Raw genomic sequence first — 21,996 nt, 5'->3', positions numbered from 1 at the left:
CGCTACCTGGCCAGTCTGGTGGTGCCCGGCTGAGCCGAGCCCAGCTTGAAGTAGACCAGCCTGTTTTTATATTCTATTGCTGGCCAGTTGTAGTGACGGCAGGAGGAACCATCGGGGTCTATCCAGGTCACCCGCAGGCCTGAATAATTTATCAGACACTGTCGGTTTCTCAGCCGGGCGAAGTCCTTCACGTAGCTTACAGCCTGGGCCTCGTTCAGGTTCTCCGGCAGGGGAACGGACTGCCAGACGGCGGGCATATACCGGGCCGAGAAACTAAGGGGCGCCCCGACCGATTTGACGGCTTCCTCCCAGGAGTCGAAGTCCAGCACCTGAACTTTCATAAGCATCTCCGGCTCAACCCCGATGGCCCCCAAGAACTTTCCCGGAACCGGCCTGGTGGCCTTCAGCCAGGCCTCCATGTGCCGCTTAAATTTTTCCAGCTTGCGGTAGCCACAGGCCTGGGCCAGCTCTGGGACGGTCTTCCCGGACTGCCGGTATTTCTGGCGCAGGTAGCCCCTGATGTGGAAATAGGGCTGATAGTCTTGGGACGGTTCCGGCTGTTGCCCGGCAAGGAAGACCGAGCTGAAAAACTGCTGGGAGTTTTGTTCCACGGATGTTCCCTCCAAATCCAATAGTTTGGAGAGGGGACGAAAGAGCTTCCTAAAAGGAAAAACCCTTTCCCGAAGTATGCCTTCAGAAAAGGGTTTTAAATCTTTTCTCATTTTCAGCGGTTAGGCACCACTTCAGGATTTAGCACCGTTGCGGCATCTCTGTCGCTGGTTGCTGAGGTTTCGCAGGGCCTGCCCCTCCACCTCTCTTCATGAGATAACTTGATGTATTATACCACCAAATATCTGATTTGTCAATTTGTAAAATATTTTTACAAGTTCTTTTCATTTTCCCTTGATTTTATCAGCCGTTTAAGAGTATGCTTATAGAATCTTTGACTATATTTTACATATAGGCAATGGTCTACCGTTTTAATATTTTAAGGACACGACACCAACAATGGCAATCAAAAAATCAGAACTCTACTCCTCTCTTTGGGCGAGCTGCGATGAATTGCGGGGCGGCATGGACGCCAGCCAATACAAGGACTATGTATTGGTTATTTTATTCGTTAAATACATCAGCGACCGCTACTCTGGACAACAATACTCGCCTATAAAAGTCCCCAGGGGCGCAAGCTTCCAGGACATGGTGGCCCTGAAGGGCAATCCCAACATCGGGGACTTAATCAACAAAAAAATCATCGGCCCAATTGCCGAAGCTAACAAGCTCTCGGAGATGCCCGACTTTGCCAACCCGGACAAGCTGGGAAGCGGGGCCGATATGGTAAAGAAGCTTACCAATCTGATTGCCATTTTCGAGAACCCGGCCCTGGACTTCAAGACCAACCGTGCCCAGGGCGATGATATCCTTGGCGATGCCTACGAATACCTGATGCGCCATTTTGCCACCGAAAGCGGCAAGAGCAAAGGGCAGTTTTATACCCCAGCCGAAGTAAGCCGGGTGATGGCTAAAATCATTGGCATCTCTCCCAAGAATTCGACTGCCCAGACTACTGTCTATGACCCCACCTGCGGCTCGGGTTCACTGCTGTTAAAAGTGGCTGATGAATCCGAAAAAAAGATATCAATATTCGGCCAGGAAAACGAGACCGCCACGGCGGGGCTGGCCCGGATGAACATGATACTGCACGACAATCCGACAGGAGATATCCGGCAGGGGAACACACTTTCGAGCCCTCTTTTTAAAGATGACAATTCCCGGCTTAAAACCTTTGACTACGTGGTGGCCAATCCCCCCTTCAGTTTCAAGAGCTGGAGCAACGGGGTAAACCTGGCCGAAGAACAAAGCGAGGGCGGAAGGTTTTATGGCTTTGGTCAGCCTCCGGCCAAGAATGGCGATTACGCCTTTTTGCTGCACATCGTCAAGTCCCTTAAGAGCCGGGGCAAGGGAACGGTCATTCTACCGCATGGCGTGCTGTTCCGGGGCAATGCCGAGGCCGAAATCAGAAAGAACCTGATACGCCGGGGCCTAATTAAGGGCATTATCGGGCTGCCAGCCAACCTGTTTTACGGCACCGGCATTCCGGCCTGCCTGATTGTCCTGGACAAGGAAGGCGCAGACCACCGCAAGGGCATCTTCATGATTGATGCCAGCAAGGGGTTTGAAAAGGACGGCAACAAGAACCGGCTGCGAGAGCAGGATATTCACAAAATTGTGGACGTGTTCAACCGGCAGCTGGAGATACCCAAGTATTCCCAGATGGTGTCCGTGGCCGAGATTGAGGAAAAAGAATTCAACCTGAACATCCCCCGTTACATTGACAGCACCGAGCCGGAGGACATCCAGGATATTGACGCTCATTTACGGGGCGGGATTCCCAAGAGCGACATCGAGGCTTTAAAGGATTACTGGGCTGTGTGCCCCACTCTTAGACGTCGCTTGTTTGCCCCGGATAAACGGGCTGGTTATGTCAGGCTTAAAATAGAGCCGGATAAGATAAAGCAGGTTATATATTCGCATCCGGAGTTTGAAAAATACTCCGCCAAGGTGAACAGGGTATTTGCCAAGTGGAAAGAAAGCAATATCCCGCTATGTAAGCGCATTGGTGATAAAACCAGACCCAAGCAGTTCATTCATGCCCTAAGCGAGGATTTACTGGAAGCCTTTTCCAACCTGCAATTGATAGACAAATACGATGTTTACCAGCACCTGATGACCTACTGGATGGAGACCATGCAGGATGATTGCTATTTGATTGTGGCCGAGGGCTGGGCAGCGGGCAACGAGGTTGAATGGACAAGAAGAGATTTTGAGGGCAGGCTTATACCCAAGCAGCTGATGATTGCCCGCTATTTTGCCGTTGAACAAAAGGCCATTGAAAAGCTGGAAGCCGAGTATGAGGGTCTTCGTGCTCAAATAGAAGAAATGGAAGAGGAGAACAGTGGCGATGATGGCTGTTTTTTTGAGTGGGACAAGGTAAACAAGGCCTCAGTTCAGAAGCGGCTTAAGGATATTGAAGACGACAAGGACGCCACAGATGAAAAGAAGGTTCTCCTGGCTTATTTAAAGTTGGCAGAGCAGCAGGCTGAGATAGGTAGAAATATACGTGAGGCTATGGCTGATTTAGAGAAAAAGCTCTTGAAAAAATATAAAGCTCTTAGCGAAGCCGAAATGAAGGTCTTGGTGGTAGAAGATAAATGGATGGCAAGCATAGGGCATACGGTAGAAACTGAAATGCAGCGAATAAGCCAGAGGCTTACGCAGCGTATTAATGAACTGATAGAAAGATACTCTGCCCCTCTACCTGAGCTTACGGCAGAAACTCAGCATTTTGACAAAAAAGTCTGCGCCCATCTTTCTAAAATGGGATTCTCATGCCGAAAGTAGCTAAGAAATATAAACAGACCGACATTGGTTTAATCCCCTGTGATTGGGAGGTTAAGCGATTAGCGGATATCGGAACATTTAAAAAGGGTAAAGGCATTAGAAAAGATGAAGTATTGCCTGGCGGAATACCTTGTATCCGTTACGGAGAATTATACACCCATCACAATGAATATGTTAAAACAATAAATTCATATATTAATAATGATACCGCCCAAAATAGTCAAGCAATTGCGAAGGGGGATATTCTCTTTGCTGGTTCCGGAGAAACAAAAGAAGAAATTGGCAAGTGTGCTGCTTTTCTCAGTGAAGAAATAACTTATGCCGGTGGAGATGTTGTAATCTTATCCCCGAAAGAGTGCGACTCCCTCTATTTAGGGTTTCTATTAAACCACCCAATGATAGCGAAACAAAAAGCACAAATGGGCCAAGGTGATGCAGTTGTGCATATATATCCAAATGGACTTTCTAAAATATTAATCCCCGTCCCTACCAAAGCCGAACAAACCGCAATAGCCACCGCCCTGAGCGATGCCGATGCGCTTATTACCTCGCTGGAAAAGCTTATTGCTAAAAAGCGACTCATAAAACAAGGGGCTATGCAAAAGCTCCTGACACCGAAAAATGGTTGGAAGGCTAAGAAGTTTAAAGATATATTTATCAAACATCCATCAAAATTATACCAATTAAACTCAACTGAATATAACGTCACGGGGAAATATCCAATCATAGACCAAGGTAAAAATGATTTGGTCGGTTATTCAGACAATGCAGATAAGGTTTTCAAATGTCCTACACAGGGAGTAATAATATTCGGTGACCATACAAGAATAATTAAATATGTAAATGTGAATTTTATTGTTGGTGCAGACGGAACCCAATTGCTATCAACCATTGGTGACAACAACACCCGCTTCTTTTATTATTTGCTTTTGACAAAAGAAATCCCCAATACAGGTTACAATAGGCATTTTAAATACATACGAGATATGGATTTCATTATACCAATACTAAAAGAGCAAACTTACATCGCCAACATTCTCGGTGACATGGACACAGAGATTGCCATCTTGGAAACGAAATACAAAAAAAGCAAAATGTTTAAACAAGGCATGATGCAGCAATTATTAACCGGCAAAATAAGGTTAGTATGAAAAGATATTTCAGGATAATGCTGGGGGCCAAAAGCATCCACTTTGATGAATGCTTTAAAGGCAATTTTATCGGCGCAGATTATGACATTGCCATGAACCTTACCGGCCAATTGCCCGACAACTGGCGGGAGTTCAATAAGAAATTTATCCCGCTATGGCTGGAAAAGCACCCCGGCAAAAGCAAAGTAGCGGCGGGCCTTTCCTGCGGGTTCTTGTGGACTATCGCCAAGGGAATCAATAACGGAGATTTGGTTCTTTGTCCCAACGGCCAGGGCAGCTATTACGTGGGCGAAGTTCTGGACAGCTATGACTACCATCCCGGAGGCACGTTGCCCCACCGGAGGACGGTAAAATGGTTTCCTAAGGCCATCGAACGGTCGACCATGAGCGAAGCCTTAAGAAATTCAACCGGCTCCATTGGCGCAGTGAGCGAGGTTACAAAATATGCCGAGGAAATAGAACTCCTAATTGGCGGAAATAGACCGCCCGTTATTACATCCACGGACGAGACAGTAGAAGACCCGGCGGAATTTGTAATGGAAAAACACCTGGAGGATTTCCTGGTGCAGAACTGGAAGCAAACCGAGTTAGGCAAAGAGTATGATATTTACGAGGAAGAAGGCGAACTGGTGGGCCAGCAATATCCCAGCGATACCGGCCCCATTGACATCCTGGCCATCAGCAAGGACAAGAGAAAACTACTGGTGGTTGAACTTAAGAAAGGCCGGGCCAGCGATAGCGTGGTAGGCCAAATCCAGCGCTACATGGGCTATGTCCTGGAGGAGCTGGCCGAAGATAACCAGACCGTCCGGGGCGTTATCATTGCCCTGGAGGAAGATTTGAGGATTAAGAGGGCCTTGTCGGTGACCAACAATATTGACTTTTACCGATACCAGGTAAGCTTTAAACTATTTAAGAGCTAATATGAGCCAGATAGGTCAGCCCGAACGAATTACCCAGAATCGTATTGTGCAGTTGTTCCGGGAACAATTGAACTACGACTATTTGGGCAATTGGGAAGACAGGCCCAACAACAGCAATATCGAAGAAGACCTGTTGCGCAAGTTTCTTACGGGCAGAGGGACTAATAAGACGCTCATCAACCGGGCCGTTACCAAACTGCTGGCTACCGCCAACAATTACCACGAGAGCCTTTATACCAACAACAAGAACACCTATAGCTTCCTGCGGTATGGCGTGGACGTAAAAGCCAGGGCCAGCGACAAATACGAGCCGGTTCAACTGATTGACTGGAAGAACCCGGAGGCCAACCATTTTGCCATAGCCGAAGAAGTGACCGTCTTTGGCAATCATGAGAAACGCCCGGACATCGTCATCTACGTGAACGGAATTGCCGTTGGGGTTTTGGAGCTCAAACGCAGCACGGTGAATATCGGGGAAGGCATACGCCAGAATATTGGGAACCAACAAAAAGAATTCATCCAGCCGTTCTTCAGCACCGTCCAGTTTGTATTTGCCGGAAACGACAGCGAAGGGTTGCGCTATGGCACCATCGGCACCAGGGAGAAGTATTTCCTGCGCTGGAAAGAAGGCGAGACAGACGAGGGCCTCTACCAGCTGGATAAATACCTCCTCAAGATGTGCAGCAAGCAGAGGCTGCTGGAGCTGATTTACGATTTCGTGCTGTTCGAGGGCGGGACTAAAAAATTGCCCCGTGTCCACCAGTATTTCGCAATCAAGGCCGCTCAATCCAGCCTGCGCAAAAAGGAAGGCGGAATCATCTGGCATACCCAGGGGAGCGGAAAAAGCATCGTGATGGTGCTTCTGGCCAAATGGATATTGGAGAACAACCACAAAGCCAGGGTAGCCATCATCACCGACCGGGAGGAGCTGGACGAGCAGATTGAGCGGGTCTTTAAGGAGAGTGGCGAAGGGATATACCGCACCAAAAGCGGAAAAGATTTGATGGCCCAGTTGGGCAGGGCCAAGCCCAGGCTGCTCTGTTCCCTGGTGCATAAGTTCGGCAAACGTAACGTGGACAACTTCGATGCCTTTATTGAAGAGCTCCAAAGCGCACCCTCGAAAACGGTCGGCGAGCTGGTGGTTTTTGTGGACGAGTGCCACCGCAGCCAAGGCGGTAAACTGCACCAGGTGATGAAGGCCCTGCTGCCCAGCGCCATATTCATAGGTTTTACCGGCACCCCGCTCTTAAAGAAAGACAAACAGACCAGCCTGGAGGTATTCGGCAAATACATCCATACCTACAAGTTCAACGAGGCTGTGGAAGACGAGGTTATCCTGGACTTGATGTATGAGGCCCGTGACATCGAACAGCGAATCTCATCCCAGGAACGTATCGACACCTGGTTTGCGGCCAAAACATCCGGGTTGAACGACTTCCAGAAGTCGGAGCTCAAGAAGAAATGGGGCACCATGCAGCGGGTGCTCAGCTCCAAAAACCGGATGCAGCAGATAGTGAACGACATCGTGGTCGACTTTAACACCAAAACCCGTATCAGCTCGGACTCCGGGAACGCCCTGTTGGTGGCGGGCAGCATTTACGAGGCTGCCAAATACTACGAATTGTTCCAGCACTCCGAGCTGAGGGGCAAATGCGCACTCATTACCTCCTACAATCCCTCCTACCGGGACATCGTCACCGAAGATACCGGAGAGAATACCGATACCGAAAAGGAATACATCTACAATACATACATGTCTTTGCTTGCCGGTCAGGACTGCGACAAATATGAGAAAGCGGCCAAATCCAAGTTCCTGTCGGAACCGGCCAACATGAAATTGCTGATTGTGGTGGATAAGCTTTTAACCGGGTTTGACGCCCCTCCCTGCACCTATCTCTACATCGACAAGGCCATGCAAGACCACGGCCTGTTCCAGGCTATCTGCCGGGTTAACCGTTTGGACACTGACGACAAGGAATTCGGCTATATCGTTGACTATAAGGAATTGTTCACCAAGGTTGAGGACGCTGTTTCGGTTTATACCTCCGAGCTGGATTACGATAATTTCAACAAAGAAGATTGCGACATCATCCTAAAAGACCGCCTAACCAAGGGCCGGGAACGGCTGGATGAGGCCCTGGAGAGCATTGCTCTGGTCTGCAATGACGTGTCCTCCCCCAAGACCGATTTGAATTATATCCGCTATTTTTGTGGCAACCCCGAAAACCCTGAAGATTTAAAGGCCACTGAGAACCGGCGCACCGCCTTATACAAGCACACTGTGTCTTTAATCCGGGCTTATGCCAACATAGCCGACGAGATGCCGCAGGCCGGGTATACCGCCAAACAAACGAACGATATCAAGAAGTCTCTGGATAATTACCTAAGGCTACGGGAAATCATCCGCAAGGCCAGCGGCGAGACCCTGGACTTGAAGACCTTCGAAGCGGATATGCGCTACCTGATAGACAACTTCATCCAGGCCAGTGAAAGCAAAAGAATAGACCCCTTTGAGGGTCAATCTCTGCTGGATTTGATAGTCAACACCGGCATAGCGGAAGCCATTAAAAAGCTGCCGGAAGGCATCAGAAGCAGCAAGGAAGCCGTGGCTGAGACCATCGAGAACAATATCCGGCAGAAAATAGTCAAGGAACATCTGATAGACCCCGCCTATTTCGACGAGATGAGCAAATTGCTGAACACCATCATTGCCGAGCTAAAACAGAAGAAAATCAGCTACGAACAATATCTTAAAAAGATGGCTGACCTGGCCAAGCGAGTCTGTAACCTGGTCAGGGATGATTTGCCCAAGACTCTTCAGACCAACGAGCAAAGAGCGCTATACCACAACCTTGGCAATGATGAGAAGCTCGCCCTTCGAGTCGACGAGGTAGTCAAAAGAGTAAAACAGGCCGACTGGAAGGGTGACGAAAGAAAAGAGAACCTCATCAAGAGCGAACTGCTAAATATACTTCACGACGTTAAAGAGGTGGAAAGAATATTCCCCATCATCAAACAGCAGCGGGAATATTAGATGGAACACATTGTATTGGGTGATATCAGCATTGACGTAGTTCAGAAGCACATCAAGAACGTCCACTTAAGTGTCTACCCTCCTGCTGGACGGGTCAGGATATCGGCCCCGTTACGGATGGACTTGGAGACCATCAAGATGTTCGCCATCTCCAAAATGGGCTGGATTAAGAAAAAGCAGTTAAAGATACGCAGCCAGCAGCGGGAGACCCCCAGGGAATACCTAAGCCGGGAGAGCCATTTCTTTTTAGGCAAGCGGTATCTGTTAAAGGTTGTGGAGGCTGACGCCAAACCAGCCGTGACCATCCAACACGAGACCCTTCTACTCCAGGTAAGAAAAGGAACATCCCTCGAACAAAAACATATCATTTTACAGGACTGGCAGCGCCAGCAGTTAAGAGATATTATCCCAACGTTTATTTCTATCTGGGAAGAGAAGCTGAACGTGACCGTGGCGGAATTCGGAATCAAGAAGATGAGAACCCGGTGGGGCACCTGCAACCGCAAGGTTGGGAGGATATGGATTAACTTAGAGCTGGCCAGGAAGCCCCTGGAATGCCTGGAATATATCATTGTGCATGAAATGGTTCACCTGCTGGAGCGTAACCACAATGAGGTGTTTGTAGCTCTCATGGACAAGCACCTGCCATCCTGGAGACAGAGCAAGGAGAAGTTGAATCGAATGCCTATTAGCCATACAGAGTGGAATTACTAACCATGAAGTATAATACTGATTATTTGAGATATTGGGTTCTCTCCCAAATTAACAATGAAAAGGCATTGAGCAAGACCAAGTCACCATTCATTTCCATTACCTTTAAACGAGGCCCAACCGTTCAGTATTCAAAAGATAAACAAATGAAGGTTCTTGCTACTTTTGCAGACGAAGGATTTTGTGAAATAACACCACCGGGAAGTGTGGCTTTGCTGAGGGGTGGTTTCCCTAAAAAGAACAATACAAAAAATTATTGGATAAAGGTAGACATATCTTCAATTACTAAAGAAATTAAAAAAATAAAAAAGAAATATAGGAATATTGACAAAAAACTAAATGTAATAATAGAAAAGTCAAAGGCCAAAGCACATGTTTACAGTGATGAAATTTATCCAATAGTTATTAATGAGAAATTTGAAATATTTTATCGAAATAAAATAGTTAAATTAAAGAAACGACATGGGAAATTGCTAATAATATTTATGGAGCATCCAGGTAAATATTACAGCAAGCAAGCACTAATAGAAATAATGTGGGCCGGGCGAAAAAAGCCTGGAGACATGGAAACAATACCCAAGTATATTTCAGACATACGAAATTGTTTTAAGAAAAAAGTGAAATATAACATACTCCCGCATAATAATCTCGGCTATAAAATAGACCTAACTAAGTGCTGATTAATGGCTTAAAAAACGGGTGCCCGTAAGGGGCACCCGTTTTTTATTGTCTGTCAAGGCAGGAAATTCATTTTCCTGTCTTTTTTTGTCGGTCTATCTCGCAAAAACGCAATGTGTTAGAAAAGTGTTGAAAAAATGAATGTGGAAATGAATCTCACGCAGAATTTAAATGAAGGGGCAAAGTTATAATTGTGCTGCCGCCTCAAAAGCGGACTGTATCTCTGTTTCAGGACTTAGGGCTGAGAGACTACATGGAGCAGAAGCTCAACGGCAATCCGAGGGCAACCAGAATCCGGAAGATGTTCGAACAGCAGCAACCGGACACCAAGGAGAAGGTGGATGACCTCATCGAATCCCAGAAGACCCCTTCGGAGGAGTTCAAGAGAATCGGCGACGGCCTGAAGCGGGGACTAAGGCCGGAGAGCGATAACAACGCCTTGGACGAATCCGGAAAAGATAATACCCAGGAATCCGGGCAAGCGGAAGCACTCAACGAGGAACTCAAAACCATAGGCGTGGACGTGAACGAAGTGTTAGCTCTTTCGGGCGGCAAAAAGTAAGCGTTCATACCTATTAAACCCAAACAACAATAACAAGGAATCACAATCATGGAACAAAGAAAACTGAATCCATTTGTGAATCCCCTGACTGACGAGGGCTATGTCGGCTATTGTCAGAAGAAATGGACTCCCCTAATGGAGAGTTCATGGTCACCGTCCAAACAGCGGACGATGGCTCTTCTGTTCGAGAACCAGGCACGGTCATCGGAAGGCCAGCTGAAGAAGCTGCAAGAGGATTCCACGACCACCGGGGATTTGGCGACCTACGTCAAATACCTGTTCCCGACCGTTCGCAGGGTGTGGCCCACTCTGATAGCGAACGACATTGTCTCCGTGCAGCCTGGGCTCTCATGGGCTGCTAAGAGGGTAACCTCTTTACTAATAAACTTTGTGAATTGCTGGAACCCCGAATACGCAATAGCGTAGGGGAATCAGCAGCCAAGCCAGGCAGTAATGTCTGGAAGGTTCAACGACTAAGGAAAGTAGACCAAAGACCCAGTGGTCGAAATCCACACGAGCGCAAAGCTCCTGCAAAATAGCAGGATGATGATATAGTCTGAACTTACGGGATGACCGTAAGATGCCTGGGATAAAGAGCCTGGATGATAACAAAGAGTAAGTGTGAGTAAATGCAGCGCAAATACCGACCTGACCATGATGTCCTCACTAACCTTAACAAAGGAGTTTAAAATGACAGAAAGAGTTCTTGGGTCAACAATACAATGTGCCGGGTGTGGCAGGACATTTGGCACCATCCAGCAATCACACATAGCCTTATGTCCGGGGTTGCATAATATGGGCATTAGAAAACGTAAAGAATATGCTGCTCGTTTTGGTTCAACCATGTCCAGTGAGCATAAGAAAGCCATAAAAAAGACAATCGTTACTGTAAACAATTCCAGAACGAAAGAGGAGAGAACAGAATGTGCTAAGGTGGGGCATCAGAAAGCAATCGAAAAATATCCGAATCTTTCTTCTATGGGCGGCATTAGAGGAGCCCCGGCTTTATGGGCGAGACCAGGACAAAAGGAAAGGCACAAAATAAGGATACAGAAGATACGCCTTCAAGGGAAACTTTTTAAAGAACCAAATTCTTTTGAGAGAGAATTCCAGAATTTTCTTGGGCATCAGGTCATTGAATTCACAAGTAACAAAAAGAATAGAAGCTATATATTACCTTCTGGTAAAAGCATAACTCCAGATTTTACGGTCATTGGTAATAATAAATTGGTCATAGAAGTTATGACACATAGCAGGCCGAACTATGAGGCTGAAAGAATAGCCGACTGTGATATTGTAGGGAAAAAATGCTTCGTGGTTTGGCGCAAAGAATATCTGGCAAATCCCAGACAGCTCCTTCTAAAAGTATTGCTTTTCATAAAGCAGAACAGCACTGGAATACAATGGCGCAGGATTTTGTGCACATTAAAGGATGATACTAAATCAGTTTTGATGAACCACGAGTGTCTCACTATTGCTGGAAAGCCAGCGCTGACAAACAGTAAATATACAATTACTTCGTTAAAGAATCGCTCGAGTGACCGACAGAATAACACAAATAGACGACCAAACAACGACAATGTTAATCTCGGCCTAACACCATAATTCAATAGCAATGCCGAACCACCGTAAGAATCTTTGTTGAAGCACTATTATAAATATCAATTACCAATGGTATTGTCAGCAATAACTTATAACATTCGGGTGCCCGCAATTGACTGCGCTTCAAAAAGGAGAATTTATGAAAGGCGACCATCAAGTAATGCAACGAGGCTATATCGTTCTTGTTGAAGCCAGGCGACCCAGCGGGGAAATGTTGCGTGAGTATCTGCGGATGGGCAGAGACTGGTTATTGGGCCGGGGTGGTAATCCAACTGTGTTTTTAAGCCAACGGCGGGCTCGGGAAATCGTAGACAGAACAATTGAGGCCGATAATAATGACCCCCGGCGATGGTCAAAGATGGAAAACAGGAAATATACAATTGTCACTAACCTGGTAATTAAATGATATCGAGGTAAAACCTAAGTCCAACGTTATGTCCGAAAGCCATTCACCACATAAATATTCTATAGAGTTGTTAGACCAAACTATTTTGGTCTTGCAACCCTATTCGGATGTGAAGTTAACCCACGCTGATGCCGAGGAGTGCATTGACAACATGGTTAATCTCCACGAGTATTGCTTTTACCTGGCCCGGAAATACAACAATCCGGACAGTGCCACAAATTAGCTGTTAATACCTCTTGTGTTAAACGATATAATATGATATAATGTGATATATGGATAAATTAATTGAAGAACTCAATATTTTCAGGCTGGAAAACAGAATAACGCAGCAACAGCTGGCCCAGCTCCTGGAAGTCTCATTTCCAACCATCAACAGATGGTTCAATGGTAAAGCTATGCCCAGACCAATCCAACGCTACCATATTGAGAAATTCCTGGCCCAGAAAGGCAAGAAGGTGAAAGCATGAACAAGGCGCTCCTATATGTCAGGGTTTCCACCAAAGAGCAAGAAATGGAAGGTTTCTCTTTGGACGCCCAGGAGAAGCTGGGGCTTGAATATGCCAAACGGAAGGGCTTGGAAATCGTCAAAAGATGGAAGGTGTCCGAGTCCGCCTGGAGCGTCTCTCGGACTTCGTTCAACCTGATGATTGACTATGCCAAAAAACACCCGGAGATTGAGCATATCATATTTGACATTGCCGACAGGATGACCAGGAACGATTTAGATAAAATGAAAGTAAACGACCTGATTAAATTCTATGGCAAGACAATCCATTTCTCCCGGTCTAATAAATTAATAAACAAAGATTCTGGCTCTGATGACATCTTTATGCTGGACATTGAAGTTGCCGTGGCCAAAAAGTCATCCCTTGACACTTCTAAAAGAGCCAGCATTGGTCAGACAGAAAAAGCCGAGCAGGGTCTTTATCCATCCTATGCTCCTATAGGTTATGTCAACAACCTTAAACTTAAAACGATTGAAATCGACCATGACCTCGCTCCCTATGTAAGGCGGGCATTTGAAATGGTAGCGTCGGGGTCAAACTCTATAAAAATGGTTTCCCAGACACTCTATAAGGAAGGATTCCGAAGCCGGGGCAAGCAAATGGCTGACAAGAGTTCAATTCACAGGATGCTGCATAACACAGTTTACTATGGAGTATTTACTTGGGGCGGGAAAAAATATATGGGGAGCCATGTGCCACTTATCAGCAAGGAACTATTTGACAAAGCACAGGAAGTGTTACAGGGTAAAAATCATTATTCGATTCAAAGAAAAAATTTTGCCTTTACTAACCTGATGACTTGCGGGGTCTGTGGGAGCAAGGTGATTGCAGAGATAAAGAAAAATAAACATATCTATTATCACTGCACTTTCTCCAAGGGAAGGCATAAGGGGCAGCACTACCTGACAGAAGATTACGTGGCTAAGCAGTTGTTTGAGTCCATAAGCAAAATTCAGATACCGGAGGATATCCAGTCTTTGCTGTCAAAAGCCCTGGGCGAAAGTCTCAATAAAAAAGAAAAATTTATTGAGACCAAAAAAGAAGCCAATAAGAGGGAATTTGAACGGATGCAGCGGCGGCTGGATAAACTTATTGATGCTAAGTTCGACAAAGAAATCGAAGAGGAAGATTTTAGACGCAAAGAAAAAGAATATAAAAACCAGATTGTCGAGCTTAAGCAGCAATTGGACGCTACTTCAGAGGTTAATAAAAACGGCCAGGAAATACTCAGCAAAACCTTCGAACTCGCTAAAGTGTTGCCAAAATTATACTTGAAAGGGAACCCCTCAGAACAGGCTAAGCTGGCTGGCTTGGTAGCTTCGAACTACACTCTACTTAACGCAACCCTTTGTCCCACATACAAAAAGCCCTTTAGCTTTTTCGCTAAAGGGCCTACCCGTTCTAAGTGGCTGGGGGACAGGGATTCGAACCCCGATACCATGGTCCAGAGCCATGTGTCCTGCCGTTGGACGATCCCCCAGTGAATATTTTTTTAAGTCTTAAAAACAGCATCAGGGACATCAAGCCTTTTAGTCCCTGATATCTTTTAATTATAACCTAAAAAAACCACTTTTGTCAACCGCTTTAAAGCGAACCTAAAAAAGATTTCATAATTTAAAATATCAAACCATTCCCGTTGCCAGCGAACATTTCGGTCGGCTATTAAAACAAGACAAGTTCTGGGAATGTTTAAACCGTTAGATACCGTTCTCCTTCTTCCGCTTGATCCGCAGTTAAGAAAACATGTGCAGGGCCGGGACGAAGAACAGGGTCAGCAAGGTAGACAGCCTGGTCATCAGGATCAGCTTCAAATACTTAAAAATAGGCCCCAAATGAAATATTAACACTTTTAGAATAACCACCAAACTCAGAACGGGGTATCACCGCCATCGCTGGCATCAAAATAATTGGGATTTTCCCAAAACCCCAGTACCCCCCCAGCGATAAGTAGGTATCTTGAGTGGTGTTATACTCAAATTGTTGGGAAAGAAGAAACGATCCGTCGTTGATATTGATCAGCGGATTCGTGATGGAAGTAATCAGCGGAGTGATCTGGTACGAAACTGCCGGGATCGCATAATGCCTGCCCATCAGATAAACCGGGCCGTTGCGATAACCTGGTTTCGAGACGGAAGGTCCGTAATTTGCGACATAGGATTCACCATCACCATTGTAATGGTATTCGATGAAGGCGTAGAGTTTTTCATTAATTCTATAGTCAAGACCGCAGGATAAGCGAAACGATTCAAGGCCGCATACGTAATCATGATCGATGTCATAGCGAGTATAAGCCGTTTCCAGCCAGGTTCCGGCCCCGGCAATGGCCCGGGCCAGATCCAATCCCGCCACCAGATTCCGCTTGTACTTTGTAACGCTAACAGTCACGTCGGTTCTGGCTAAACCTATCTTCCCTCTTAGAAAGACAGCACTTTTGGCTATATCCGCATTTCTGCCTGCTATGTAACCAGCATTAAGTTCGCCCTGTTCATCCACGGGCACTACCACCCGCACCGCATCCACCCCGATTCTCTCCTCGGTGTCGAGTTCCCCGAATGGATAGGGTGCAATCACGTCAGTGGGGTTTACGATCCTGGCGCTGCCCCAAGCTATGGCCTGGCGGCCGACGAACAGGTCGGCGCGGTCGAAGCTAAGCCGGACATATGCACGGTCAAGGTTATGCCTGACGGTAACATGACCGCCAGCGATCGTTTTCCATGGATACAATCTGGGGCGGGTGTCATTGACCCGGTACTGCCGGGGATCGGCCAGAGTGCTCCCTGCATTCACACTAAAGGGATTTGAGAGCTTGGGCGCCATCCCATAGGCGGTATTGAAAGAGAAAGATTCGCGCGGTTTCCAGGCAATCTTCAGCCGCAGGGCGTCGAATACCGTCCACGATCCAGACTGACGCGGCAGACCGGCAATCAGGGCTGGCTGCTCAACCAGTGCAAAGGTCTTGTTGTAGCCGTTAAGCGTGATCGTCGATGCCTGGGCGTATTGGGACATCGGGAACAAGGCCAGCAGGCCGATGAACCCAACCAACCCGGCTGGGCGCAGAAACTTCATTATCCGGGACATTGGAAACGTCATTTTTCAATATCCGAAGCAATCCGTCCGTCTTTGATGGTTATTATCCTTTCGGCCTTGTCCATCACCAGCTTGTCGTGGGTGGAGAACAGAAAGGTCATCTTGGTCCGGTGGTTCAGTTCGTGCATCATCTCCATCAGGGCCTCGGCCGTCCTGGAGTCCAGGTTGGCGGTCGGTTCGTCAGCCAGGATGATGGCCGGATTGGCGGCCATGGCCCGGGCCACCGCCACCCTCTGCTGCTGGCCCCCGGACAGTTTGGGGGGCAGGCGGTCCCCGTAGCCCTCCAGCCCCACATCATGGAGGATCTCGGTCACCCTGGCACGGCGCTTATCCTTGGGCATTCCCTGTAGCAGAATCACGTACTCCACGTTCTCCTCCACGGTCAGTACCGGGATAAGGTTGTAGGCTTGGAAGATGAAACCGATGTTATCGCGCCTGAAATCGGACAGTTCGGCACCGCTCATTTTGGAGATGTCCCGGCCGCCCAGGGAAACGGAACCGCTGGAGGGTTTGTCAAGCCCGGAGATCAGGTTCAAGAATGTGGTCTTGCCGGAACCGGAGGGACCGACCAGGGCGGCGAACTCTCCCCGGTGAATGGTCAGGTCGATGCCCCGTACCGCCTCCACCGGGATGCCGCCGTCATCGTAGGTCTTCACCAATCCCCGGGCCAGCATCACATGCTCGTTGTGGTCGAAGTGTTTCATGATACTCGATATCCTTTCGGGGTCAAATTGATTTCAAGTTAAAAACTCTTCCTCATGGCTTGGGCCGGCGGTATCCGGGCCGCATGGATGGCGGGATAGATGCCGATCATGACCGTGAAAAGCAGGATATACAAGGGGAACAGGAGGTACTGCCTTGGGGTAATCACCGGGTAGATTAGTTCCCGGAGGGCCATACCGTAGAACTCGGTGCCGCTGTAGTTGATCCCGGTCACCGAGAAGACCGCTGTCAGGGCCAGGGCCAGGGCGCAGCCGATGATGATGCTGATGGCGGCCAGCGCCCCGGCTTCGAACAGTATCAGCTGGGCGATGCCGCTGGGTCTGGTGCCCAGGGCCCGCAGCACTCCGAACTCGAACATCCGCTCGAAGATGGACATGAACAGGGTGTTGAGGATCACGAAGGCCACCACCCCGACCAGCACCACGCCGATGAACATGGTGGCATAGCCGGACATCCCGATCATGGACTGCAGCTCCGGCATCAACCGGCCCCAGGACAGGGCCAGGTTGCCGTCCCTGGAATACTCCCCCCAGAAGGGCAGGGAGGTGTCGGAAGCCGACTGCGGATCCCGGAACTTGACGGCCACCTGATGGATCCCCTGGCCGATGCCCAGCATCCTTTGGGCGGTGCCCAGACGGACGAAGGCCAGCCCGCCGTTCAAGGTCCGGTCCCTGATGTCGAAGATCCCGGAGATCCTAAACAGCTCCTGGGAAAGGTCGCCGCTGTTGGCCTGGGCAACGGTCAGGACCACCCGGTCGCCCAGCCCGGCTTCCAGGACCTCGGCCAGCTTGACGCCGATGACGATGTCGCGCTCGTCCCCGCCGGAGAAGAACGCCCCCTGGGCCACCGCATCGTCGATCTTGGAAAGGTGTTTCTCCTGCTCCGGCGAAACCCCCACCAGCTGGACGGAGCTGACATTGGCCGGCGAGGTTATCATGGCCAGAGACAGGACCCGGGGGGCATAATTCTCCACCAACCGTTCGTTCTTAAGGCCGCTCAGAACGGCCGGAGCATCGGCGATCACCGCTTCCACCGCCTGGGAGGCGCGGAACTCCCGGTTCATTATCTGGGCCTCGCCCATGAAGGACGAGGTGGCCAGGCGGACCATGTTGTCCACGGTGCCGATCACCAGGGCGTCGACGAAGATCATGGCCGCCAGGCCCAGCCCCAGGGCCAGGCCGGCGATCAGCGTCCGGCGTTTGTTGCGGAACAAGTTCCGCCAGGCAAGTTTCATAAAAGAGAGCATGTCAGTGTATCCTCATGGCCTTGGCCGGCTCTATCCGGGCCGCCCGCCGGGCGGGGAAGATGCTGACCAGGAACGAAGCCAGCAGCACCAGCAGGGCCGGGTAGTAGACGCTTTTGGCGGTGACCTCGCCCTTCATGGTGTCGAAGGTTATCCCCCCGATGTCGGTGGGGGGGAACTTTATCCCCCGGAGCGACATGACCCAGTTGCCGGCCAGTCCCAGCAGGGTGCCGAGGACGATGCTGATCAGCGCCAGCACCATCACCTCGGCCACCACCAGCCTGAATATCTGTCCTGGCCGGGTGCCGACCGCGCGCAGCACGCCGTACTCTCGGGTCCGCTCCAGCACCGACATCAGCACGGTATTGAGCACTCCCACCGCCACGATCAGCATGATCACCAGCAGCATGATGTTGTGCCCCCGCTTGTCTGCCTCCATGCTCTGGTAGAAGGCCCTGGCCACCACCTGCCAGGGCTGGATATCAAGGCCCCTGCCGTTCAACCCCCGGCGCAGGTCATTGACCAGCCGCTCCGTCTGTTCCAGTTTTTTTGCCACCACCACCAGCTGGTGGGTTTTGCCCTCCAGGGCCAGCAGGCGCTGAGCATCGCCGATATTCAGGTACAGGGCCATCCTGTCCGCCTGTTCATCCCCGGTCTCGATGATGCCGCATATTCGGAACCGGTCGTTGGCTATCGATCCGTCCGCCGCCTGCGATACGATCACGATCGTGCTGTCCAGTCCGGCTTTTAGTATCACCGACAGGCCCTTGCCTATTACCGCTTCACCGTCCGGCTCATCTGTCAGCGCCTGTCCCTGTTTGACCCGGGCTGAGAAGCCCAAGGTCGCCTGCTCCCGGGTGGGTTGAATGCCGATGATCTCCACCGCAGTGCTTTTTTCACCCACCGATGCCAGGCCCGCCGCATACAAGCGCGGCGCCCATGAATGGGCGTATTTATCCTGTTCGATGATCCGGCCGACCGATTCGTAATCATCGATGGTCTTGTAAAGGGAAGGCCGGTCGAGATAGCCGTAAGCGTGCACCTGCAGGTGGCCAGTTATGTTACGGGTAAAGATATTTATCAAGTAATTGTAGCTGCCGTCCACCCAGCCGACGGTGACGGCCGCCAATGCCAGACCGCCCACCATGGTCAGGATGGTCAGCAGGCTCCGCCTTTTTTGGCGGAACACGTTTCGGATCGCGAGGTTTAGTATCATGCCTTGTTCAGTTCCCTTTTTTCAGGTTCCGCTGGGTGAAGATATCATCCCTAAGAGGCAGGTCAAATTCGATCCGTTTATAGGTTATGACGGTGCGGTTGCCCGGTTTGTTCCTGGGTACAAGCTCCATCACGGTGGGTATTGTTTTTCCGCCCATTGTTTTGATCGCAGAGAAGGTCATCTCTCTCATTAAAGCTCCATTATCGACGTAGTATTCCTGGCGCAAGGGAAGATAATCATTGTCACGCACCACCAGTATTACCATGCCCCATACAATCACGGCATCCTTCTTCGGAATCATTTCCACATAAACCTCCCCGGCTACGGGCATTTCAGGCACAATGATTCGATAAGTATAGTCCTCCAGCATCGATGATTCTTTGACCAGATCATCATTGTTGAAGTCCGACCCCATCCAGGAGCCCATCATCATCGAGGGGGGGATCTTGATCACCTTGTCGGTGGCCGGCAGATAGTTCCACATCTCATTTCCGATGCGCAGGGTGGCCGTCCCCCTCTCCTTTTTGGGTTCGTTGATGATGATGAAGGTGCGATCAGTACCCTTGGACCAGGCGGTGATGCCCAGGGTGCGTTGCCAGTTGGGGGTGGTGATCTCCATCTCCACCACTGCCCGGCTGGAGCGGCTGCGGTAAAGTTGGTCAACCTTTTCCACTATCGCCCGGGCTTGGTCCTGGGCCGCCAGCGGTGCAACCAACGTCGTTAGTACAGTGAGCATCGGCAATAATCGCCTCATGGTTTTTCTCCTTTCGGTCCAAAACTTCGTTTGTGACTGTGGTGCACGTGGATGTCCATGAACATGTCAATGAACCGCTGTTTGAGATCGCTCTCGCGTATTTTGAAGTGTTTTTTCCACTGGTCATGGTAAACAACAAACGCAGCCAGCGGCAGGGTCCCGGTGAAGAACTCCTCGAGCAGGGTCTGCTGGTAATCGTGGTCAAGTATGATACCCCGGGAAGCCAGCTTTTTCACCATGTCGGACATCAACCGTTCAATAAGGCGGAACAACATCGGATCCTCATCGTCCGTCTTCAGCGATTCCATCATCAGGATCCGGACCACGCTTTTCTTGGTGTCGAGATATTCTATTATTTGCGTCACCATCGGACGCATAATATGCGAATTTGCGTGGGGAGGGGCTTCCCCAATTAGATCAAGGACAGCATCAAGCGACCCGCCGATATCGGCGATCAGAGATTCGAACATGGCCGCCAGCAAGGCCTGCTTGTTTTTATAGTAGTAATAGATCAGGGCCTTGTTAACCCGGGCCAGGGCGGCTATCTGATCGACGCTGGTGCCGTCGTACCCATGCTGAGCAAACAACCGTTCCGCTGCTCGCAGGATCTTCTTCTTTGCGCCGGAATTTTCGGTCGAAATCATTATGTCTCCATTTAACTAACCGGTTAGTTATATTATAATGTAAAAATGTCAATTTGTCAAGCATAGCCTCAGATTATTTTCTTAAGGCTTATAAACCGTCCGATAACCAAAAATAATATTATACACCTTTCTGCCAAAAGATTTAGCTTACGCCTTCTGTTAATCAAAAGCTCCCCATGCCAGCAAACATAAAGTGGCACTGGCTTTCGCCGCGGCCGCTTTATTGATCTTTGCCATATTGTACGTATGCTCAATTATTGGCAAGAACCGCCGGCAGGTCCGAGGTGCAATTCGGACATTTGACGGCCTTGAGACTGATGACGGACACACAGAACGGACATTCTCTGGTGGTGGGTACGGCTGGCGGTGCTTCCTTTTTGCGCTGCAGCCGGTTGACCAGCTTGATCACCAGGAAGATGACGAAGGCCACTATCAGAAAATCGATCACGTTGTTGAGGAACATCCCTACCCTGATCACCGGCAGGCCCAGGTCGGTGGCCGCCTTCAGGGTCAGCTTGGTCAGATCCACTCCCTCTGGCTTGGCCAGCGGGATCACGATGCTGCTGAAGTCCAGCTTGCCGGCCAGCCGGCCGATGGGCGGCATCAGCACGTCGGCCACCAGCGAGGAGACGATCTTTCCGAAGGCCGCGCCGATGATCACCGCCACGGCCAGGTCCAGCACGTTGCCCCGCAGGATGAACTCCTTGAATTCTTTCAACATGATATGTTCTCCACAAAGTTAAAGTTATATGATAACAGTTCCATACAAGTTAAAGCGACAAGCAAAAAGCGACCGTAGCATTCGCCGCGGCCGCTTTTCCCAGGAATCAATTATTCCTCGTCTTCCTCGATCTCCTCTATCTCCCCGTCCTCCAGGGCCTTCAGGATCAGATCCAGCTTGGCGTTTATCTGGGCCAATTCCTTCTTGAACATTTCCGGACTGGCTCCGGCGGCCGCTTCGGGCCGGCGGAAACTGTCGGGACGGGAGGCAGGTGAGAACCTGCCCGGGCGGAACTGGCCGGGGCGGCTGGGGGCGCGTTCTTCCTGGCCTTCCATCTTTCGGAAACAGTCGCGGCAGTAGATCGGCTTTCCCCCGGTGGGCTTAAAGGGCACTTCGCAGTTGGTGCCGCATTCGTCACAGACCGCCGGATGCATCTGCTTGTCAAAGGCGGGGCGTCCGCCGGAAGGACGGCCGAATCCGCCGCCGCCGGGCCTGTCCGGGCGGCCGAAGGGCTTCTTGCCGAATTTGCTGTCTTTCTTAAAACTTTTCATCATCTCTTGGGTATTCCCTAATTTGTGGATTATGGACATTCGCGGCTTTTTCTTGGTTGAATGGCCGCCGTCTTAATGTAAGTAT

General features: G+C 49.6%; 20 protein-coding genes, 1 tRNA gene, 2 pseudogenes and 1 riboswitch. Of the genes and pseudogenes, 13 read left to right on the top strand and 10 right to left on the bottom strand.

The window, feature by feature from the left end:
• Nucleotides 1-2: 2 nt before the first annotated feature.
• A complete protein-coding gene (locus HZA73_07145; protein ID MBI5805805.1) occupies nt 3-611 on the bottom strand; it encodes a hypothetical protein in 609 nt (202 codons plus the stop codon).
• A gap of 104 nt (nt 612-715) precedes the next feature.
• A riboswitch (SAM riboswitch) is annotated at nt 716-827 on the bottom strand.
• Nucleotides 828-1,008: 181 nt separating this feature from the next.
• Here HZA73_07145 and HZA73_07140 point away from each other — a divergent pair.
• The 13 genes and pseudogenes from HZA73_07140 (at nt 1,009) to HZA73_07080 (ending at nt 13,910) form a co-directional block, all read left to right on the top strand.
• On the top strand, nt 1,009-3,399 hold the full coding sequence (locus tag HZA73_07140; GenBank protein ID MBI5805804.1) for a type I restriction-modification system subunit M: 2,391 nt from the start codon (nt 1,009-1,011) through the stop codon (nt 3,397-3,399).
• Entirely contained in the window at nt 3,387-4,550 is a 1,164-nt protein-coding gene (locus HZA73_07135; GenBank protein ID MBI5805803.1) for a restriction endonuclease subunit S, read from the top strand. The genes HZA73_07140 and HZA73_07135 overlap by 13 nt, the downstream gene beginning before the upstream one ends.
• Nucleotides 4,547-5,473 (top strand): DUF1016 family protein, encoded by a 927-nt coding sequence (locus tag HZA73_07130; protein MBI5805802.1) that lies wholly within the window; start codon nt 4,547-4,549, stop codon nt 5,471-5,473. The genes HZA73_07135 and HZA73_07130 overlap by 4 nt, the downstream gene beginning before the upstream one ends.
• Before the next feature lies 1 nt (nt 5,474).
• Entirely contained in the window at nt 5,475-8,507 is a 3,033-nt protein-coding gene (locus HZA73_07125) for an HsdR family type I site-specific deoxyribonuclease (protein ID MBI5805801.1), read from the top strand.
• Nucleotides 8,508-9,221, top strand: a complete 714-nt coding sequence (locus HZA73_07120) for a M48 family metallopeptidase (GenBank protein ID MBI5805800.1) — start codon at nt 8,508-8,510, stop codon at nt 9,219-9,221.
• 2 nt (nt 9,222-9,223) lie between these two features.
• Nucleotides 9,224-9,898: a response regulator transcription factor gene (locus HZA73_07115; protein ID MBI5805799.1), complete on the top strand. Its 675-nt coding sequence runs from the start codon at nt 9,224-9,226 to the stop codon at nt 9,896-9,898.
• A gap of 299 nt (nt 9,899-10,197) precedes the next feature.
• Nucleotides 10,198-10,458, top strand: coding sequence for a hypothetical protein (locus tag HZA73_07110; protein MBI5805798.1), 261 nt, complete (start codon nt 10,198-10,200; stop codon nt 10,456-10,458).
• A 48-nt stretch (nt 10,459-10,506) separates the two neighbouring features.
• On the top strand, nt 10,507-10,884 hold the full coding sequence (locus HZA73_07105) for a hypothetical protein (protein MBI5805797.1): 378 nt from the start codon (nt 10,507-10,509) through the stop codon (nt 10,882-10,884).
• Between the two features lie 264 nt (nt 10,885-11,148).
• Nucleotides 11,149-12,063, top strand: a complete 915-nt coding sequence (locus HZA73_07100; GenBank protein ID MBI5805796.1) for a hypothetical protein — start codon at nt 11,149-11,151, stop codon at nt 12,061-12,063.
• A 136-nt stretch (nt 12,064-12,199) separates the two neighbouring features.
• Nucleotides 12,200-12,466, top strand: coding sequence for a hypothetical protein (locus HZA73_07095; GenBank protein MBI5805795.1), 267 nt, complete (start codon nt 12,200-12,202; stop codon nt 12,464-12,466).
• 272 nt (nt 12,467-12,738) lie between these two features.
• The gene (locus HZA73_07090) at nt 12,739-12,933 is read left to right on the top strand and encodes a helix-turn-helix transcriptional regulator (protein MBI5805794.1); all 195 of its coding nucleotides are present in this window, start codon (nt 12,739-12,741) and stop codon (nt 12,931-12,933) included.
• Nucleotides 12,930-13,388, top strand: a pseudogene (locus HZA73_07085) (recombinase family protein). The gene HZA73_07090 and the pseudogene HZA73_07085 overlap by 4 nt, the downstream one beginning before the upstream one ends.
• Before the next feature lie 210 nt (nt 13,389-13,598).
• Nucleotides 13,599-13,910 (top strand): annotated as a pseudogene (locus HZA73_07080) (recombinase zinc beta ribbon domain-containing protein).
• A gap of 468 nt (nt 13,911-14,378) precedes the next feature.
• Here HZA73_07080 and HZA73_07075 read toward each other — a convergent pair.
• The 9 genes from HZA73_07075 to HZA73_07035 form a co-directional block, all read right to left on the bottom strand.
• Nucleotides 14,379-14,452 (bottom strand) — tRNA-Gln (locus HZA73_07075).
• A 335-nt stretch (nt 14,453-14,787) separates the two neighbouring features.
• Nucleotides 14,788-16,038, bottom strand: a complete 1,251-nt coding sequence (locus HZA73_07070; protein MBI5805793.1) for a hypothetical protein — start codon at nt 16,036-16,038, stop codon at nt 14,788-14,790.
• Nucleotides 16,039-16,058: 20 nt separating this feature from the next.
• Nucleotides 16,059-16,733, bottom strand: a complete 675-nt coding sequence (locus tag HZA73_07065) for an ABC transporter ATP-binding protein (protein MBI5805792.1) — start codon at nt 16,731-16,733, stop codon at nt 16,059-16,061.
• A 68-nt stretch (nt 16,734-16,801) separates the two neighbouring features.
• Nucleotides 16,802-18,016, bottom strand: a complete 1,215-nt coding sequence (locus HZA73_07060) for an ABC transporter permease (protein MBI5805791.1) — start codon at nt 18,014-18,016, stop codon at nt 16,802-16,804.
• A gap of 13 nt (nt 18,017-18,029) precedes the next feature.
• A complete protein-coding gene (locus tag HZA73_07055; protein MBI5805790.1) occupies nt 18,030-19,241 on the bottom strand; it encodes an ABC transporter permease in 1,212 nt (403 codons plus the stop codon).
• Nucleotides 19,242-19,248: 7 nt separating this feature from the next.
• Nucleotides 19,249-19,995, bottom strand: coding sequence for an outer membrane lipoprotein-sorting protein (locus HZA73_07050; protein ID MBI5805789.1), 747 nt, complete (start codon nt 19,993-19,995; stop codon nt 19,249-19,251).
• Nucleotides 19,992-20,639 (bottom strand): TetR/AcrR family transcriptional regulator, encoded by a 648-nt coding sequence (locus HZA73_07045; GenBank protein ID MBI5805788.1) that lies wholly within the window; start codon nt 20,637-20,639, stop codon nt 19,992-19,994. Before HZA73_07045 ends, HZA73_07050 begins: the two co-directional genes overlap by 4 nt.
• 250 nt (nt 20,640-20,889) lie before the next feature.
• Nucleotides 20,890-21,360, bottom strand: coding sequence for a large conductance mechanosensitive channel protein MscL (gene mscL, locus HZA73_07040; GenBank protein MBI5805787.1), 471 nt, complete (start codon nt 21,358-21,360; stop codon nt 20,890-20,892).
• A gap of 110 nt (nt 21,361-21,470) precedes the next feature.
• Entirely contained in the window at nt 21,471-21,950 is a 480-nt protein-coding gene (locus HZA73_07035) for a hypothetical protein (protein MBI5805786.1), read from the bottom strand.
• Nucleotides 21,951-21,996 lie beyond the last annotated feature (46 nt).

The organism is candidate division TA06 bacterium, from assembly GCA_016235665.1.
GTDB lineage: Bacteria > Edwardsbacteria > AC1 > AC1 > EtOH8 > UBA5202.
Note: the sequence above shows the minus strand (reverse complement) of the source record. Positions and strands in the feature narration are given on the sequence as shown.

Bases quoted from the DNA above. Each gene is read 5' to 3' on its own strand.
- HZA73_07105 (MBI5805797.1), top strand. From the start codon at position 10,507: ATGGAACAAAGAAAACTGAATCCATTTGTGAATCCCCTGACTGACGAG.
- HZA73_07130 (MBI5805802.1), top strand. From the start codon at position 4,547: ATGAAAAGATATTTCAGGATAATGCTGGGGGCCAAAAGCATCCACTTT.
- HZA73_07060 (MBI5805791.1), bottom strand. From the start codon at position 18,016: ATGAAACTTGCCTGGCGGAACTTGTTCCGCAACAAACGCCGGACGCTG.
- HZA73_07050 (MBI5805789.1), bottom strand. From the start codon at position 19,995: ATGAGGCGATTATTGCCGATGCTCACTGTACTAACGACGTTGGTTGCA.
- HZA73_07125 (MBI5805801.1), top strand. From the start codon at position 5,475: ATGAGCCAGATAGGTCAGCCCGAACGAATTACCCAGAATCGTATTGTG.
- HZA73_07120 (MBI5805800.1), top strand. From the start codon at position 8,508: ATGGAACACATTGTATTGGGTGATATCAGCATTGACGTAGTTCAGAAG.
- HZA73_07035 (MBI5805786.1), bottom strand. From the start codon at position 21,950: ATGTCCATAATCCACAAATTAGGGAATACCCAAGAGATGATGAAAAGT.
- HZA73_07135 (MBI5805803.1), top strand. From the start codon at position 3,387: ATGCCGAAAGTAGCTAAGAAATATAAACAGACCGACATTGGTTTAATC.
- HZA73_07095 (MBI5805795.1), top strand. From the start codon at position 12,200: ATGAAAGGCGACCATCAAGTAATGCAACGAGGCTATATCGTTCTTGTT.
- HZA73_07070 (MBI5805793.1), bottom strand. From the start codon at position 16,038: ATGAAGTTTCTGCGCCCAGCCGGGTTGGTTGGGTTCATCGGCCTGCTG.
- mscL (MBI5805787.1), bottom strand. From the start codon at position 21,360: ATGTTGAAAGAATTCAAGGAGTTCATCCTGCGGGGCAACGTGCTGGAC.
- HZA73_07045 (MBI5805788.1), bottom strand. From the start codon at position 20,639: ATGATTTCGACCGAAAATTCCGGCGCAAAGAAGAAGATCCTGCGAGCA.
- HZA73_07055 (MBI5805790.1), bottom strand. From the start codon at position 19,241: ATGATACTAAACCTCGCGATCCGAAACGTGTTCCGCCAAAAAAGGCGG.
- HZA73_07100 (MBI5805796.1), top strand. From the start codon at position 11,149: ATGACAGAAAGAGTTCTTGGGTCAACAATACAATGTGCCGGGTGTGGC.
- HZA73_07140 (MBI5805804.1), top strand. From the start codon at position 1,009: ATGGCAATCAAAAAATCAGAACTCTACTCCTCTCTTTGGGCGAGCTGC.
- HZA73_07110 (MBI5805798.1), top strand. From the start codon at position 10,198: ATGTTCGAACAGCAGCAACCGGACACCAAGGAGAAGGTGGATGACCTC.
- HZA73_07065 (MBI5805792.1), bottom strand. From the start codon at position 16,733: ATGCTGGCCCGGGGATTGGTGAAGACCTACGATGACGGCGGCATCCCG.
- HZA73_07090 (MBI5805794.1), top strand. From the start codon at position 12,739: ATGGATAAATTAATTGAAGAACTCAATATTTTCAGGCTGGAAAACAGA.
- HZA73_07115 (MBI5805799.1), top strand. From the start codon at position 9,224: ATGAAGTATAATACTGATTATTTGAGATATTGGGTTCTCTCCCAAATT.